Here is a 14,664-nt window from a genome sequence, read left to right on the forward strand (position 1 = left end):
AGTGGGGACGATTTTAGATGAAATTTTAGAACAGAAGAAAAAGGAAGTTGCGGAGTTATATGAAATATATACACCAGTAAAAACAAAAAGAAAGACACATTCACTTGTAGAAGCGTTACAGCAGTTTACTGTCATTGCAGAAGTAAAGCGAGCATCACCATCAAAAGGAGATATCAATTTACACGTTGACGTACGAAAACAAGTGGGAACATATGAGAAATGTGGTGCAGGAGCAGTATCTGTTTTAACAGATGGTCAATTTTTTAAAGGATCGTTTCACGATTTACAAACAGCAAGAGAAGAAAGTAACATTCCGCTTTTATGTAAAGATTTCATAATCGATAAGATTCAAATCGATAGAGCGTATGAAGCGGGAGCAGATATTATTTTACTAATCGTAGCAGTGTTAACGAAAGAGAAGTTAAAAGAGCTGTATAGCTACGTGTTAGAAAAAGGATTAGAAGCGATTGTTGAAGTTCATGATGAACAGGAATTAGAAACTGCGATTGTATTAAATCCGCACGTTATTGGCATTAATAATCGTAATTTAAAAACGTTCGAAGTAGATTTAAGCCAAACTGAAAAGCTTGGAAAAAGATTGAATGAGGAGAAACTACTTTGGATTAGTGAAAGTGGCATTCATTCAAAAGAAGATATTATTCGTGTTAAAAGAGCTGGAGCCGAAGGTGTATTAGTTGGAGAGGCGCTTATGACATCATCTTCTATTAGTAGTTTTTTTGAAGATTGTAAGGTGAATATATGAAAGTGAAAATTTGCGGCATCACTGATGTGGAAACAGCGAAAAGTGCATGCGAATATGGCGCAGATGCACTCGGATTTGTTTTTGCAGAAAGTAAGCGGGAAATCACTCCAAAGAGAGCGGAAGAAATCATTCAGGAGCTTCCAGCCAACGTGTTAAAAATCGGTGTTTTCGTAAATGAATCAGTAGAAGTGATCCAGAAAATTGCAGATGAGTGCGGGTTAACACATGTACAACTACATGGGGATGAAGACAATTATCAAATTAGAAGATTGAATATTCCGTCTATAAAGTCACTAGGAGTAACTTCAGAGAGTGATATGAAAAACGCCCAAGGGTATGAAGCGGATTATATATTATTTGATAGCCCGAAAGAAAAGTTTCATGGAGGAAATGGAAAGACATTTTCATGGGAACTACTTAGAGATATGCCAAAAGAATTGCGAAAGAAAATGATATTAGCTGGTGGATTAAACGCTCTTAATATAGAAGAAGCAATTCGAACTGTTCGGCCATATATGGTCGATGTGAGCAGCGGAGTAGAGACAGAAGGAAAGAAAGATGTAGAGAAAATAAAACAATTTATTATAAAAGCGAAGGAGTGTTCCAAATGAACTACGCATATCCAAATGAAAAAGGACATTACGGTATATACGGAGGACGATACGTTCCAGAAACGTTAATGCAATCTGTACTAGAACTAGAAGAAGCATATAAAGAAGCGATGCAAGATGAAGCATTTCAAAAGGAATTAAATCATTATTTAAAAACGTACGTCGGAAGAGAAACACCGCTATATTATGCTGAAAATATGACGAAGTATTGCGGTGGTGCAAAGATTTATTTAAAACGTGAAGATTTGAATCATACAGGAGCTCATAAAATTAACAATACAATCGGTCAGGCACTACTTGCAGTGCGAATGGGCAAGAAAAAAGTTGTCGCTGAAACAGGAGCTGGACAACACGGAGTTGCAACAGCTACTGTATGTGCTCTTCTCGGATTAGAATGCGTCATTTTTATGGGAGAAGAAGATGTAAGACGTCAAAAATTAAATGTGTTCCGAATGGAATTACTCGGAGCGAAAGTAGAAAGTGTAGCGGCAGGTAGCGGTACATTAAAAGATGCGGTAAACGAGGCGCTTCGTTACTGGGTTTCACATGTGCATGATACGCACTACATTATGGGATCTGTTCTCGGACCACATCCATTCCCGCAAATTGTCCGTGATTTCCAAAGTGTAATTGGAAATGAAACGAAAAAACAATATGAGGCGTTAGAAGGAAAGTTACCAGAAGCAGTCGTTGCTTGTATTGGCGGTGGTAGTAATGCGATGGGGATGTTTTATCCGTTCGTACACGATGAAGAAGTTGCTCTTTACGGCGTAGAAGCAGCTGGAAAAGGCGTTCATACAGAAAAGCATGCAGCAACTTTAACGAAAGGAAGCGTTGGCGTTCTCCACGGATCAATGATGTATCTTCTGCAAAACGAAGAAGGACAAATTCAAGAAGCACACTCTATTTCAGCAGGACTTGATTATCCAGGTGTTGGTCCAGAACATAGCTTGCTAAAAGATATTGGCCGCGTTTCTTATCATTCGATAACAGACGAAGAAGCATTAGAAGCATTTCAATTATTAACGAAAAAAGAAGGCATTATCCCGGCGTTAGAAAGCTCGCATGCTGTCGCATACGCATTAAAATTAGCTCCGAAAATGAAGGAAGATGAAGGACTTGTTATTTGTTTATCTGGCCGTGGTGATAAAGATGTAGAGAGTATAAAACGTTATATGGAAGAGGTGTAAAAAATGGGAGTAGAAAAAATTAAAGCAGCGTTTGAAAATGGTAAGAAAGCATTTATTCCGTACGTAATGGGCGGAGATGGTGGCTTTGAAAAATTAAAAGAAAGAATTCGTTTTTTAGATGAAGCAGGAGCGAGCATCGTTGAAATCGGCATTCCGTTTTCGGATCCAGTCGCAGACGGTCCAACGATTCAAAGAGCAGGGAAACGAGCGCTAGATAGCGGTGTAACAGTAAAAGGTATTTTTCAAGCATTAATAGAGGTAAGGAAAGAAGTGCAAATTCCGTTTGTACTCATGACATATTTAAATCCAGTACTCGCATTCGGAAAAGAACGATTTGTAGAGAAGTGCTTAGAGGCCGGTGTGGATGGTATTATCGTTCCAGACTTACCGTATGAAGAACAAAATATTATTGCGCCGTTACTTCGAGAGGCAAACATTGCGCTTATTCCACTCGTTACCGTAACGAGCCCTATTGAAAGAATTGGAAAAATCACGAGTGAATCAGAAGGGTTCGTTTATGCTGTTACAGTAGCGGGCGTAACGGGAGTACGTCAAAACTTTAAAGAGGAGATTCATAGTTACTTAGAAAAAGTAAAATTACACGTCAACTTACCAGTAGTCGCTGGATTTGGCATTTCAACAAAAGAACATGTAGAAGAAATGGTTACAATATGTGACGGTGTTGTCGTTGGAAGTAAAGTGATTGAGTTATTAGAAAATGAAAAACGAGAAGAAATATGTGAATTAATACAGGCAACAAAACAAAAAGAAGAGGCGTAGTCTCTTCTTTTTGTTTTGCGTAATAAATGTTAAAATATACAGAAAATACATATAATCTAGAGGGTGAGAAGGCATGCTAAGACGTAAACTACTATATCTTCTTTTAACTGTACCGCTATACGCTTGGCTCATTAGCATGACGAAAATAGAGTTGATGGCTCTATTTTTAGGATATGTATTTATCTTTTCCAACTTAAATCGCATTCAAGAACAGTCTATTTTAGAAATATGTCTATTTTCGATTAGTATAGAATTATTTAGTATCGTTTCGATTGTATTATTAAACGAATTATTTCTACGGATTCATTCATTTACATTAATGAAATTTTGGAATATTGCATTGCAAGCAATATGTACTTACATTGTGTTTGTTGTGTTGAAAAAAATAATCGGACAGCAGACAGTTTTTCAGGATAATAGAAAATGGGAGTGAATGAAAAGGGGCCGTTTGGCTCCTTTTTTAAATCTGTCTTAAAAACAATTGAAAATTACAACATCTGTTATATAATAGTTAAAAATTGTATTTTAAACGAAATGAGATGATAACATGGCCATATTGTTGGCACTTATCCCAATTATGATGATTTTCATTTGTTTATTTTTATTTAAACAAACGTCATTAAGGTCTTCGTTAATTTCTTATGCTGTGTCTGTTGGAATCGTTTTACTCTCGCCAATGTTTCAATTAGGGATAAGTGAAACTGTGCACGCAACGATTAAAGGATGGTTAATTTGTTTTATTGTCGGGTACGTTTTATTTTTCGGTATTTTTTTATTTCACCTCATGAACAAAATGGGGTACATCGACCAAGTAGCGCGTTTTTTAGAAGAAGTGACGCAAGATCGTTTATTACAAATGCTTCTTATGTGCTTTGGTATTTGCCCACTAATTGAATCGGTAAGTGGATTCGGAATTGGCTTCATGGTTGCAGCACCTATTTTTCTTTCACTAGGATATAAACCATTTCAAGCTGTACTGCTCTCATTTATCGGCTTACTAGCTAGTTCATGGGGCGCAATGGCAACTGGTACGATTATCGGTTCGCAGCTAATAAATATGCCTCTTACAACACTTGGTACAAATACAGCGCTATTAAGTATTCCGATGTTTGCTTACTTTGTTATTCTTTCTTTACACGTTGTTGGCGGCTGGCAAGCGGTTATAGAAAAGTGGAAAGAAGGAGTAGGATTCTTTCTATTATTTTCTCTCGGAATCTATCTTTCTAATGCGTACGTAAGTGTTGAACTAGCCGGGATATTAAGTTCTATCGTAACGATTACATTTGGCTTTCTTATCATTAAATTAAAAGGAAAAAGTGGGCAAAATCTTATAACAGAACATGCGGCTGCAACGGAGAGAGAAGTATCCATTATAAAAATTATTAGCCCTTATATATTTCTAACAGTTTGTATTTTACTTTCTCGCCTCGTTCCAGCATTACATGATTTGTTCAGATCATATGGGGTTCTTGATTTGAAATCATACTCTTACAAACTAGAGTTACTATATTCACCAGGATTTTGGCTCGGTATGACTTGCTTATTTACTATTATTTTCTTCCGCATCCCGTCTAATATTATTAAAAAATCACTCTCGCAAACAATCAAACAATGGATTCCTTTTGCTATTACTACGACAATGTTTATCGCCATTTCAGAACTAATGGGTGCATCAGGCATGCATTCATTACTCGCAAAGACAGCTGGTGATACATTTGGAACCTTTTTCGTTTTCGTTGCGCCGTTTATTGGCGCTATTGGTGGATTTTTAACAGGTAGTAACGCAGGATCAAATGCAATGTTTATAAAACTACAAATGCAAACCGCACAAAACGTAGCACTCCCGTGGCAATATGTCACAACACTTCAAAACACCGCATCATCAGTAGCGACAATCGCTTGTCCATCACGGATTACACTAGGTGCTTACTTATGTAATATCCCTTACCGTGAAAATGAACTATTAAAGAAGACGACGTTAATGATCTTTGGTGCGGTTTTGCTTGTATTGGTAGAGGTTATTGTTTGGTATATGTTGAGAAATTAAAAATCCTCCTAACATAGGAGGATTTTTTTTATGAATGGATAATGATTTAAATATGAATAGCTTCTACTAGATGAATAGGAGATGAAATGTATGCCCCTAAAAAACTACGGTGTGTTAAAAGGTACAGTTATACAATCAAAGATTGGAAAAGGGAAGACACCTCATTATCAAGTTCATTTACAGGGCGAGACTGGAGTAGATTATCGTATTGCTATTAACGTAAAGTCGCAAAGTTATCCGTCAGAAGTTTTATATTTTGCGAATAACAATATTAGGTCAGAGGCGATTCATATTTTACCGACATTACCATTTGGTTTTACGGAAGTAAAAAATAATGAACCGAAAGTAGCTTTAGATTATGTAAGAGGAAATCTATTTGACTCAAAACAAATGATTCCTTTGCCTCCCGAAAAAGCAGGAGCAGATAATGATTTAAACGAAAAAATAGAACGTTATATAAAGCGAGCGATGGAAGAAAAAGCAATTATTTACGCGTTTGGCGAAAGATGGGGACCAGAAGAAAACACACCAGATTCTTATTTTCATTTCAAACCAGGAAACGGTATACATGATATTCACATGAATCAAGGGAATGTAGAAAAATGGCAAGGTGATGATGGCATCTGGCAAGATGGAGGAATACTTATTCACTTTGAAAAGGAAGAAGAATGGATTGGTATCTTTCTTGCATTCCAATCACAGTCATGGTGTACCGATGAAGAGGGGCATGCTCGTGTGCCTGTTGAGCATTGTGATTATAAGGGGAATAATTAATAAGAAGAGGGCGTTCAAAAAGAACGCCCTCTTCTTATTTTATAAAACGAAAAACTAACGAGTGTAGAAAGACAAGAGAACAGCAGTGCCACACTAGAAAACGCAATGAGATACATATTATATTTCATAACCTGTCCAATTAGCTGATTACTGTCGTATTGAAACAGTCCTGCTATTATGTTGAATAAAAATAACACGATAAACATGACGACAACACCGTCTATTGATCCTTTAATGTCTGGTTTACTTAAAGCGATATGTGCGGAAATGCAAATGGCGATAAATAAAAATAACCAAAAGGAAGGATTCAATAAATTGCCGATTGTAAATAAGCTTTTCAATAATACAAACGTCGACAAGAGCATGTTTTGAATCATTTCTACATTAATAGAAGTAGAAGCAATCGTTTTTTCGAGAGTTGTATTAAATAAAAAATATGATTCTGGTACGAAATAGCGCATTAAAAGGATTAATGCAGTAATACCAGAAATAATAGGCCCAATGCCGATAAAGAAATTCCCAATTCGTTGATACACACTTTTTTGATTGTATTGATGTTGTATATAACCTAAAGCCCCTTGACTTGTATCTGTTGGGAAGAACTGAGTCGCCACAATTTTATGACGGAACAGTACGCACATAATGGCATGTCCAAGTTCGTGAATCGGAACACCGACCCAAGCCGTTAATAGGAATCCTTTTCTTCCAAAAGCTCTCGACCAATACATGCGTGTGAGAGATTCTAAATAGCCTAATAGAAATCCAATTACAATGATAACGCCAATTAAAGATAATAATTGGATTACGCTTGTAAGGAGTATTTGAAAAATTGAGTTTACCAATTCCATTTTCTTTCATCCAATCTGTTAAAAATATTATTTATTCTGTTTCATAATAGCATTTTTTTTCAAGATTGCTAGCACATATATTTTCTTTCGGAAGAAGGATTTCAGAATCTTTTTCTTGTAGTCATGTTTTATGTACAAATTCATATATTGAACTTGTAACACCCTATAAGGTATATGCTTAAGGAGGGATAAGAGAATGAAATGTCCGTCATGTCATACAGAACATGCAGTAGAGGCAAAGTTTTGCGGGAATTGTGGACATTCGTTAACGGAAGAAGTAGTGGCAAGTAGTGGCAAAGAAGAAGGGCCGGAACAAGCGCGCGCGGCACAAGAAAAGGAAACGCGTCCAAATGAAACGGTAGAACAAGCGAAGCGGTTTGCGAGCGGCTATTTTCAATTTTTTAAACATGCATTACAAGCACCGACAGCGATTATGAAAAGCGGCACTATTGAAGTGCGAAATGGAATTTTAAGTCTTGTTCTTATTTGTTTTTTAGGAGCATGTATTTTTTATAGAATGATGAGTGCAGCATCAGCAGTTACGAGAACATTTGCACCAGATATATCTACTCCCACGTTTTTTGGAGAATCTATAACGGTCTTTTTCTTTTTATTAATTTTAACTTTATTTGTTGGATTTATTATTTTTGTAAGTGGTAAGATGATGAAATCATCTTTTTCGTTTCTTGAAGTATTTGGTATATGGGGAACGATAGCGACGCCGGCTATTGTCATATTAGTTCTTTCTTTTCTTTTTAGTTTTTTATTAATCTTTTTCTTACCGATATTATTATCGGTAGTTGCAACTTATATAGGGATTAGTATAACTGTAGCCGTATTAAAACTAGACAATGGTGGATTAGATCTCGTTTACACACTTATTATTGCAAATGTTTTAATTGGAATTGCAACGTTCATTGTACTTTGGTCTTACATTAGCACGATAATTCAAGCCTTAACACAGGGGATAACTGGCTTCTAATGAAAAGGTGGTTGACTGAATGAATGTATGTACAAAGTGCGGAGTTCAGTTTGAAGATGGTGTACAATTTTGTCAAAACTGCGGGATGAAGAGGGGAAGTCCTGTAGTAAAGAAGAACATGAGCAGTGGTACAAAAGTTGGCATTACACTGTTAGCACTATTTGTTATAGCGATTATTGGATTGTATTTGTACGGATCATCGTATTATACACAGGTGGCACAAGTAGACCGGATGATTACGATTTTACAAGAGCGGGACGGAGAGAAATTAGCTGAGATCGTTACGGCAGATGATCCGTCGGTTATGATAACGAGAGAGAGTTTAACGCCTCTATTTTCATATATAAAAGAAAATCCATCTTACGTAAATGAATTAAAAGGATATTTGAGACAAGGTGAAAAACAACGGGACGGAATAGAAAGAGCTGATTTTTCATTAACGAAAGACGGAAAGTATTTCTTTATATTTGATCGGTATAAATTGAAAGCGAAGACGTACTATACAACTTTGCTTACAAATGAAAAAGGCGTATCGTTAAAAATGAACGGAAAAGAAATTGATAAGACAGATGACAAAAAGTTTGAGAAGCAATATGGGCCATTTCTTCCGGGAAATCAAGTGTTTCAATCAGAATATAAAAATGACTATGTAAAACTATCACGTGAGGAAAAGGTTGTACTTATGAAACAAAGCCAAAATAACGTAACGATAGATTTAACGTTGCAAGGTCAATATATTACAGTTCAAACGAACGCGCCTGGTGCAACATTGTACGTAAATCAAAAACCAGTTACAGCGCTCGCAGGAGAAGAAATTACATGGGGGCCTGTAGCGACTGATGGAAGCGCGAAAATTTATTTAGAACGAAATGGAGAAAATGGACGGGAAACGACAAAAGTAGAGACGGTAACGGCACTTTCGTCTTATAATCTTCCATTCCAAACGAAAAGTGCAGAAAAAACAGTTGTTTATAATGTTACTCCAACGCCCGCGACTGGGTATGTATATAATGGTTTCATCTTTCCTGATAGTGATATTCGAAAATTAACGAGCACAGATTTAACCTATTTATCGAAAGAACAGTTGAAAATTGCTAGAAATGAAATATATGCAAGGCATGGACATATTTTTCAAACGAAAGATATGCAAGCGTATTTTGCAACACAGTCTTGGTATAGAGAAAATCCTTATTTTAAAGGAAAGTTAACAGATATCGAAACTTATAATATTGAACTAATCAAATCAAGAGAATAGAGCGCGTGAAAAAGGTACAGTGCATAACTGTACCTTTTTTATGGTTTTTTATCTGAACCAGGATCCCTTGAGAAAAAGATATGAAAGAGGAATGTGACTTTACTTGCTCCTCCTGATGTACTTGCTTGCACGTCAGATAATGCGTTAGATGTTAAAACACCTTCAGAATGAGGGGGTACGACTATTTTGAGAGTATCATCTGATTCTGATGATGCAGTAACTGTTATTGTATCATCAGATAAGTTTAAAATTTTTACAGTACCGATTGGTAAGATGGACTTGCCAGCGTGTGATGCGGAAGCAAAGCGAGAGCCTTTCCAAATCGTTTGTGGAAAAGTTTCATCATTAGATAACCAAGCACGAGCACTATAAATGGTTGCGTTAATAGAAAATTCTTGATCAAGCGACAAGGCGGGTTTTGGTTCTTTCGGTTCCTCTGGAAACTGAGCGAGAAGACCAGCGCACATGTATATTTCACCTACTTTCAATTGGTTACTGTTATAGCATATTAAACATGTTGTTTATAAGACACGACAGTTACCTATTTATACATAAGTTTGTGCACCAAATTTGAAGATGAAATTCTCTTTCTTTACAATGGAAGTAGGTGTTATTTCTATAAAATATGGAAAACGTAAAGAGTATGTAAAAAAGAAGGAGTGGTAAAGTGAACTATGTCATTATTGGCGGAGATGCAGCTGGTATGAGTGCGGCTATGCAAATTGTTAGAAACGATGAAAATGCAAATGTTGTAACTTTAGAAAAAGGTGAAATTTATTCATACGCTCAGTGTGGATTACCGTATGTCATTAGTGGTGCTATCGCTTCAACTGAAAAGTTAATCGCGCGCAACGTAAAGACGTTTCGTGAGAAATATGGAATTGATGCGAAAGTGCGTCATGAAGTAACGAAAGTAGATACGGAAAAGAAAATGGTGTACGCAGAGCATACGAAGACGAAGGATGTCTTTGAATTTCCATATGATCGATTATTAATTGCGACTGGAGTGCGTCCTGTTATGCCAGAATGGGAAGGACGGGAATTACAAGGCGTTCATCTTTTAAAAACAATTCCTGATGCTGAGCGCATATTAAAAACGCTAGAAACGAATAAAGTTGAAGATGTAACGATTATTGGCGGTGGTGCTATTGGACTTGAGATGGCAGAAACATTCGTCGAACTTGGTAAGAAAGTAAGAATGATTGAGCGAAATGATCATATCGGTACGATTTATGATGCAGATATGGCAGAGTACATACATAAAGAAGCAGATAAGCATCATATTGAAATTTTAACGAATGAAAATGTAAAAGCATTTAAAGGAAATGAACGAGTAGAAGCAATCGAAACGGATAAAGGTACGTATAAAGCAGATCTTGTTTTAGTGTCGGTTGGAGTGAAGCCAAATACTGATTTTCTTGAAGGGACAAATATACGTAAGAATCATAAAGGAGCAATCGAAGTAAATGCATATATGCAAACAAATGTGCAAGACGTATATGCAGCCGGTGATTGCGCAACACATTACCACGTTATAAAGGAAATTCATGATCATATCCCGCTCGGAACGACTGCCAATAAGCAAGGGCGACTTGCTGGACTGAATATGCTTGATAAACGAAGAGCTTTTAAAGGTACGTTAGGCACAGGCATTATTAAATTTATGGATTTGACACTCGCAAGAACAGGGTTAAATGAAAAAGAAGCAAAAGGGCTACACATTCCGTATAAAACGGTCAAAGTAGATTCTACAAATATGGCGGGCTATTATCCAAATGCAAAACCACTTTACTTGAAATTACTATATAGCTCCGATACGAAACAATTATTGGGCGGGCAAGTAATTGGAGAAGAAGGCGTAGATAAACGTATTGATGTGATCGCGATGGCACTTTTCAATAAAATGAGCATTCATGATTTAGAAGATGTCGATTTAAGTTATGCACCACCATATAACAGCGTGTGGGACCCAATTCAGCAAGCGGCAAGGAGAGCGGAATAGCACTTTTTAAAGTGCTATTTTTTTTGCAAAGGTAGGTAAACTTTTTTAGCGAATAATAAAGAGGAAGAAACAGTTACATATAGGGAAGGGGATCTTTAAAAATGTTTGTAACACTTCAAATAGTTCAAGAATCAGAAAAAGAAATATTGCGTAATTTGTATGCACTATATCTTCATGACCTCTCTACATTCACTCCTAATATAACGATTGAGGCAAATGGATTTTTCGAATACGAAGATTTGCACATGTTTTGGGAAAATGACGGAATCACTCCGTATTTTATTAAAAGTGATAATGATATTGTAGGATTTTTATTACTACTGGAACGTCCTTTTTTGAAGAAGGAAAACGACTTTGGTATAAATGACATTTTCATATTGAATCAGTACAAAGGGAAAGGAATCGGTAAACAAGTTATTGCGAATGTACTAAAAGAGAAACGAGGGCAGTATTTCGTTATCGAACTTGTGAAAAATATACCAGCAGTTTCTTTTTGGAAGAAAGTATATGGGGAGCTAAACATCGAATTTGATGAGAAAACACAGTTAATTGATGATGAAGAATGTCTCGTTCAAACGTTTGAAATATAATGAAATCGATGCACCTAGTATATTACTTTGAAATTTAACTTTATTTCGAATATACCGTTTACCCTTGAAAACATAGTACTTATCGCTTATATTTTCATATAGTATTTATTTTTAAATAAAGCAATGAACGAACCAGGGGGCGCAGTATGGCAATTAATATGAAAACAATCGAAGAATGGATTGTTGAATCAAATACAAGACATGAAGAAGACTTTGGACACGTTGTGGAAGAAATGAAAGAAGTATGTGTCGGACTTGATAACGCGACATTAATTTATACGAAAAATGTATTTTGTTTCGGTAAAAAAGTAGAAGTATTTTTCTTCTTCCAAGACCATGTCGTGATTGGAAAAGAAAAAGACGAATATATTGAAATTGAAAAATTAAAGTATGATGACATTACAAATAATAATTTAAAAACAAATGACAAAAATACAACGTTAGAATTAAAGTTTGCTAACGGACAATCTATCAATTTAGATAGTTTAAATGATAACTACGGTACGAAAAATTGGTTATTTGCTAGACAAATTAAGAGTATTTTTAAGTTAATCTAGTAAAAAGCAGACCTCAAAGGGTCTGCTTTTTACTTAATTCCTATTACACAAAGGCAACCTCTTTCTTCATAGCATTTCACACTTGTAAATCCTGTTTTATAAAATAGGTTTATTAATTCTTCATTCGTTTTCCATTTCTCCATATGATATTGAATTTTGAAAGTTTCAGCTACTAATAAAAAAGATCCATTCGGTTGTAAGACGCGAAATATTTCTTTTATATCTTGTTCCACATCGGGCCAAAAGTAGTGTGTTTGAAAAGCGGTTATGAGATCGAAGAAGTTTGTATTGTAAGGAATAGAGGAGACACTTGCCTGATGAATGATTACTTTTCCTTTTTTTACGTCCTGTATATTGGCTTTCTTTGAGTTTTCAACAGCTTGATCTGAATAATCAATTCCATATATTTTCCCAAATGGAATTCGTTTTGAAAGAGTATGTATTGTTTTGCCGCCGCCACAACCAATATCTAAAGTAATTGCATCTTTACGTATATGTATTTTTTGTAATCCCCAATTTGTTAGTCTCATATGTGCAGCGTTCATAATACAAAGCATGGAAGAACCAATTGTCCCGCGAGGGTTTTTTGCTTGCTGAATTAATCGTTGTAAAATGTTCAAGTTACATTCTCCTTTTATGTAAGAATATATACTCATTTCGCTTTTTATAAATTAAGTCCTTTAAAAAAAGCACGCCGTCTACCGGCGTGCTTCTAATTATGCAAAGCCCCTTTTAACCAATCCCGCGCCCGATACGCCCCAACAGGAATTTGAATGAGAGACGTTTCATTTCCAGCATCAATTCCGTACAATTGATCACATGAATTTGTATCAAAACTTAGTAAAGGATGCCCGCCCATCCCCATAGCAGTTGCAGCAAAAACGAGTTTATGAACGAGGATACCAGCTTCCATTTGGTGAATACGGTATCCTCTATAGCCTAATGCATTTGTATAGTAATCTTTCTTTCCGACTACATGTAAGCAAAGTGGTACTTGAAAAAGGTTTACGTTATCCATCGTCATACTAGACTGAAGTGGGTAGCGAAGGTCTCCATATCGAATTGGTTGTATGGAATGTGTTTTACTGTTATAAGCGTAAGCCCCGTTTTTAATATTTTTCACGTTATAAAAACATCCATATAAGGAGACGCGTGCATTTTCATTTACATACTTACCATCAAGGTCGCTGTAATAGGGGAAGGAGAGGCTCGCTTCTTGTAGTAAAGTAGCGAGCTCAGCTGCATCCCATTTCGTTAAAATAAAGTCCGCATCAGGAGAATATCGTTTTTTACAAAGTTGTAGGAAATCATACGATAACCGTTCTACTTTCGGTAGCTGTACAGCGTACGTATTATGTTGATAGTGCTCTTCATGATGTAGTGTTTGGAAGTGTTCTGTCGATTCAATCATAGAAGCTTCATTTATTTTTGTTATCATCGGATGTTCATTTACATGTTTTGAGCGAACGAAATGTTCATGTGCTAACGGCGGAATTTGTTGCAACAACTCATGAGAAGTAACTGTTTTATTTTCACGGTAATCATTGTGAAACCAATTAGTTTCTGGCTCTGTACTTAAAGGAATAACGGCATACACACTTTCTTCACCTTCTGACAATCCGAGTAAATGGTTCAGTGCACGATCTAGAAATTGAAAGTATACGCCGTTCGTATAACCGAACTGTTTTGCACATTCTAGTAATTGCCCAATGAGAACCCCGCTATCTAATCCTTGAAGGCGATATGAAAAGTTATTGTATTTAAAGAAGTTTTTCCAAAACATAGTGGATACGAATGCGGCACCGAAACAATCATGTATATTACAGCGATTACCGAGTGCGTCTGCTAAATAAGAATCGAAATTTCCTTCGCGAAGTAAAATAAGTCGATGATGCGCGGCGTCATAATGGTAAATGCCGTCTGGATAATCGTCAATCTTTAAATAGATATACAATTCATTCGGATATAAAGCACCGCCTGAAGGAATGGATCTACGTAATACATTTCTCTCGCTATTTAGCTGACATAATTGTGTTACACCAAATGAATACCAAAGGTAGTGACCAATCTCATTTAGAGTAGGTGTAGTAGAAGAGTTCGATAAAGATAATGGGATTTCTAAGGAGAGCGGGATGGTAGGTACATTTCGATATAATTTATAAGGAAGCGGTGCGTCTTTCCAGTCCACCTCATGATTCGGCATAATTTCATCAATAGAGAAATGGAGATGATGTAAAAAAGTATCTAGCTGCATGAAATCCCTCC

The 14,664-nt window shown here is 36.2% G+C and carries 16 protein-coding genes; 12 read left to right on the forward strand and 4 right to left on the reverse strand.

Translation table 11 applies throughout. From position 1 onward, the window contains the following. Nucleotide 1: 1 nt before the first annotated feature. The 7 genes from trpC to OXT04_RS22725 all read left to right on the forward strand — a co-directional run bounded on the left by trpC (nt 2) and on the right by OXT04_RS22725 (nt 6,165). On the forward strand, nt 2–763 hold the full coding sequence (gene trpC, locus OXT04_RS22695) for an indole-3-glycerol phosphate synthase TrpC (protein WP_110496194.1): 762 nt from the start codon (nt 2–4) through the stop codon (nt 761–763). Continuing rightward, nucleotides 760–1,374: a phosphoribosylanthranilate isomerase gene (locus OXT04_RS22700; protein WP_000865141.1), complete on the forward strand. Its 615-nt coding sequence runs from the start codon at nt 760–762 to the stop codon at nt 1,372–1,374. The genes trpC and OXT04_RS22700 overlap by 4 nt, the downstream gene beginning before the upstream one ends. Next, nucleotides 1,371–2,564 carry a tryptophan synthase subunit beta gene (trpB, locus tag OXT04_RS22705; protein ID WP_267417774.1) on the forward strand — a complete coding sequence of 398 codons (1,194 nt, stop codon included), beginning with the start codon at nt 1,371–1,373 and terminating at the stop codon, nt 2,562–2,564. The genes OXT04_RS22700 and trpB overlap by 4 nt, the downstream gene beginning before the upstream one ends. 3 nt (nt 2,565–2,567) lie before the next feature. Further along, nucleotides 2,568–3,344 (forward strand): tryptophan synthase subunit alpha, encoded by a 777-nt coding sequence (gene trpA, locus OXT04_RS22710; RefSeq protein WP_098235207.1) that lies wholly within the window; start codon nt 2,568–2,570, stop codon nt 3,342–3,344. A gap of 73 nt (nt 3,345–3,417) precedes the next feature. Continuing rightward, complete coding sequence (locus tag OXT04_RS22715) at nt 3,418–3,777, forward strand: DUF4029 domain-containing protein (protein WP_000946150.1); 360 nt, start codon at nt 3,418–3,420, stop codon at nt 3,775–3,777. A gap of 114 nt (nt 3,778–3,891) precedes the next feature. Beyond that, a complete protein-coding gene (locus OXT04_RS22720) occupies nt 3,892–5,391 on the forward strand; it encodes an L-lactate permease (RefSeq protein WP_110496198.1) in 1,500 nt (499 codons plus the stop codon). Nucleotides 5,392–5,481: 90 nt separating this feature from the next. After that, complete coding sequence (locus tag OXT04_RS22725; protein WP_098236658.1) at nt 5,482–6,165, forward strand: DUF2278 family protein; 684 nt, start codon at nt 5,482–5,484, stop codon at nt 6,163–6,165. Between the two features lie 14 nt (nt 6,166–6,179). Here the strand turns inward: OXT04_RS22725 and OXT04_RS22730 are convergent, their stop codons facing one another. Next, nucleotides 6,180–7,013, reverse strand: coding sequence for a hypothetical protein (locus OXT04_RS22730; protein ID WP_098256694.1), 834 nt, complete (start codon nt 7,011–7,013; stop codon nt 6,180–6,182). 196 nt (nt 7,014–7,209) lie between these two features. Here OXT04_RS22730 and OXT04_RS22735 point away from each other — a divergent pair, with 196 nt between their 5' ends. Both OXT04_RS22735 and OXT04_RS22740 read left to right on the forward strand, forming a co-directional pair. After that, on the forward strand, nt 7,210–7,995 hold the full coding sequence (locus OXT04_RS22735; protein WP_098256695.1) for a zinc ribbon domain-containing protein: 786 nt from the start codon (nt 7,210–7,212) through the stop codon (nt 7,993–7,995). A 19-nt stretch (nt 7,996–8,014) separates the two neighbouring features. Continuing rightward, entirely contained in the window at nt 8,015–9,250 is a 1,236-nt protein-coding gene (locus OXT04_RS22740; protein ID WP_098566888.1) for a TcaA 3rd/4th domain-containing protein, read from the forward strand. Nucleotides 9,251–9,288: 38 nt separating this feature from the next. Here OXT04_RS22740 and OXT04_RS22745 read toward each other — a convergent pair whose 3' ends face one another. Beyond that, the gene (locus tag OXT04_RS22745) at nt 9,289–9,717 is read right to left on the reverse strand and encodes a hypothetical protein (protein ID WP_065482744.1); all 429 of its coding nucleotides are present in this window, start codon (nt 9,715–9,717) and stop codon (nt 9,289–9,291) included. Nucleotides 9,718–9,917: 200 nt separating this feature from the next. Here OXT04_RS22745 and OXT04_RS22750 point away from each other — a divergent pair, with 200 nt between their 5' ends. From OXT04_RS22750 to OXT04_RS22760, 3 genes are all read left to right on the forward strand, one after another. Further along, nucleotides 9,918–11,252 carry a CoA-disulfide reductase gene (locus OXT04_RS22750; protein WP_098566887.1) on the forward strand — a complete coding sequence of 445 codons (1,335 nt, stop codon included), beginning with the start codon at nt 9,918–9,920 and terminating at the stop codon, nt 11,250–11,252. Nucleotides 11,253–11,353: 101 nt separating this feature from the next. Beyond that, complete coding sequence (locus OXT04_RS22755) at nt 11,354–11,842, forward strand: GNAT family N-acetyltransferase (RefSeq protein ID WP_106081458.1); 489 nt, start codon at nt 11,354–11,356, stop codon at nt 11,840–11,842. A 146-nt stretch (nt 11,843–11,988) separates the two neighbouring features. Next, entirely contained in the window at nt 11,989–12,399 is a 411-nt protein-coding gene (locus tag OXT04_RS22760) for a DUF3908 family protein (RefSeq protein ID WP_072939689.1), read from the forward strand. 29 nt (nt 12,400–12,428) lie between these two features. On the opposite strand, the gene OXT04_RS22765 is transcribed toward OXT04_RS22760, so the two are convergent. Together OXT04_RS22765 and OXT04_RS22770 are read right to left on the reverse strand one after the other, a co-directional pair. Next, complete coding sequence (locus OXT04_RS22765; protein ID WP_063546875.1) at nt 12,429–13,019, reverse strand: class I SAM-dependent methyltransferase; 591 nt, start codon at nt 13,017–13,019, stop codon at nt 12,429–12,431. Nucleotides 13,020–13,111: 92 nt separating this feature from the next. Continuing rightward, nucleotides 13,112–14,653 carry a SagB family peptide dehydrogenase gene (locus OXT04_RS22770; RefSeq protein WP_267417795.1) on the reverse strand — a complete coding sequence of 514 codons (1,542 nt, stop codon included), beginning with the start codon at nt 14,651–14,653 and terminating at the stop codon, nt 13,112–13,114. Nucleotides 14,654–14,664: the final 11 nt, after the last annotated feature.

Source organism: Bacillus sp. GC_Bacil_1 (assembly GCF_026540675.1).
In the GTDB taxonomy this organism is placed as follows: domain Bacteria; phylum Bacillota; class Bacilli; order Bacillales; family Bacillaceae_G; genus Bacillus_A; species Bacillus_A cereus.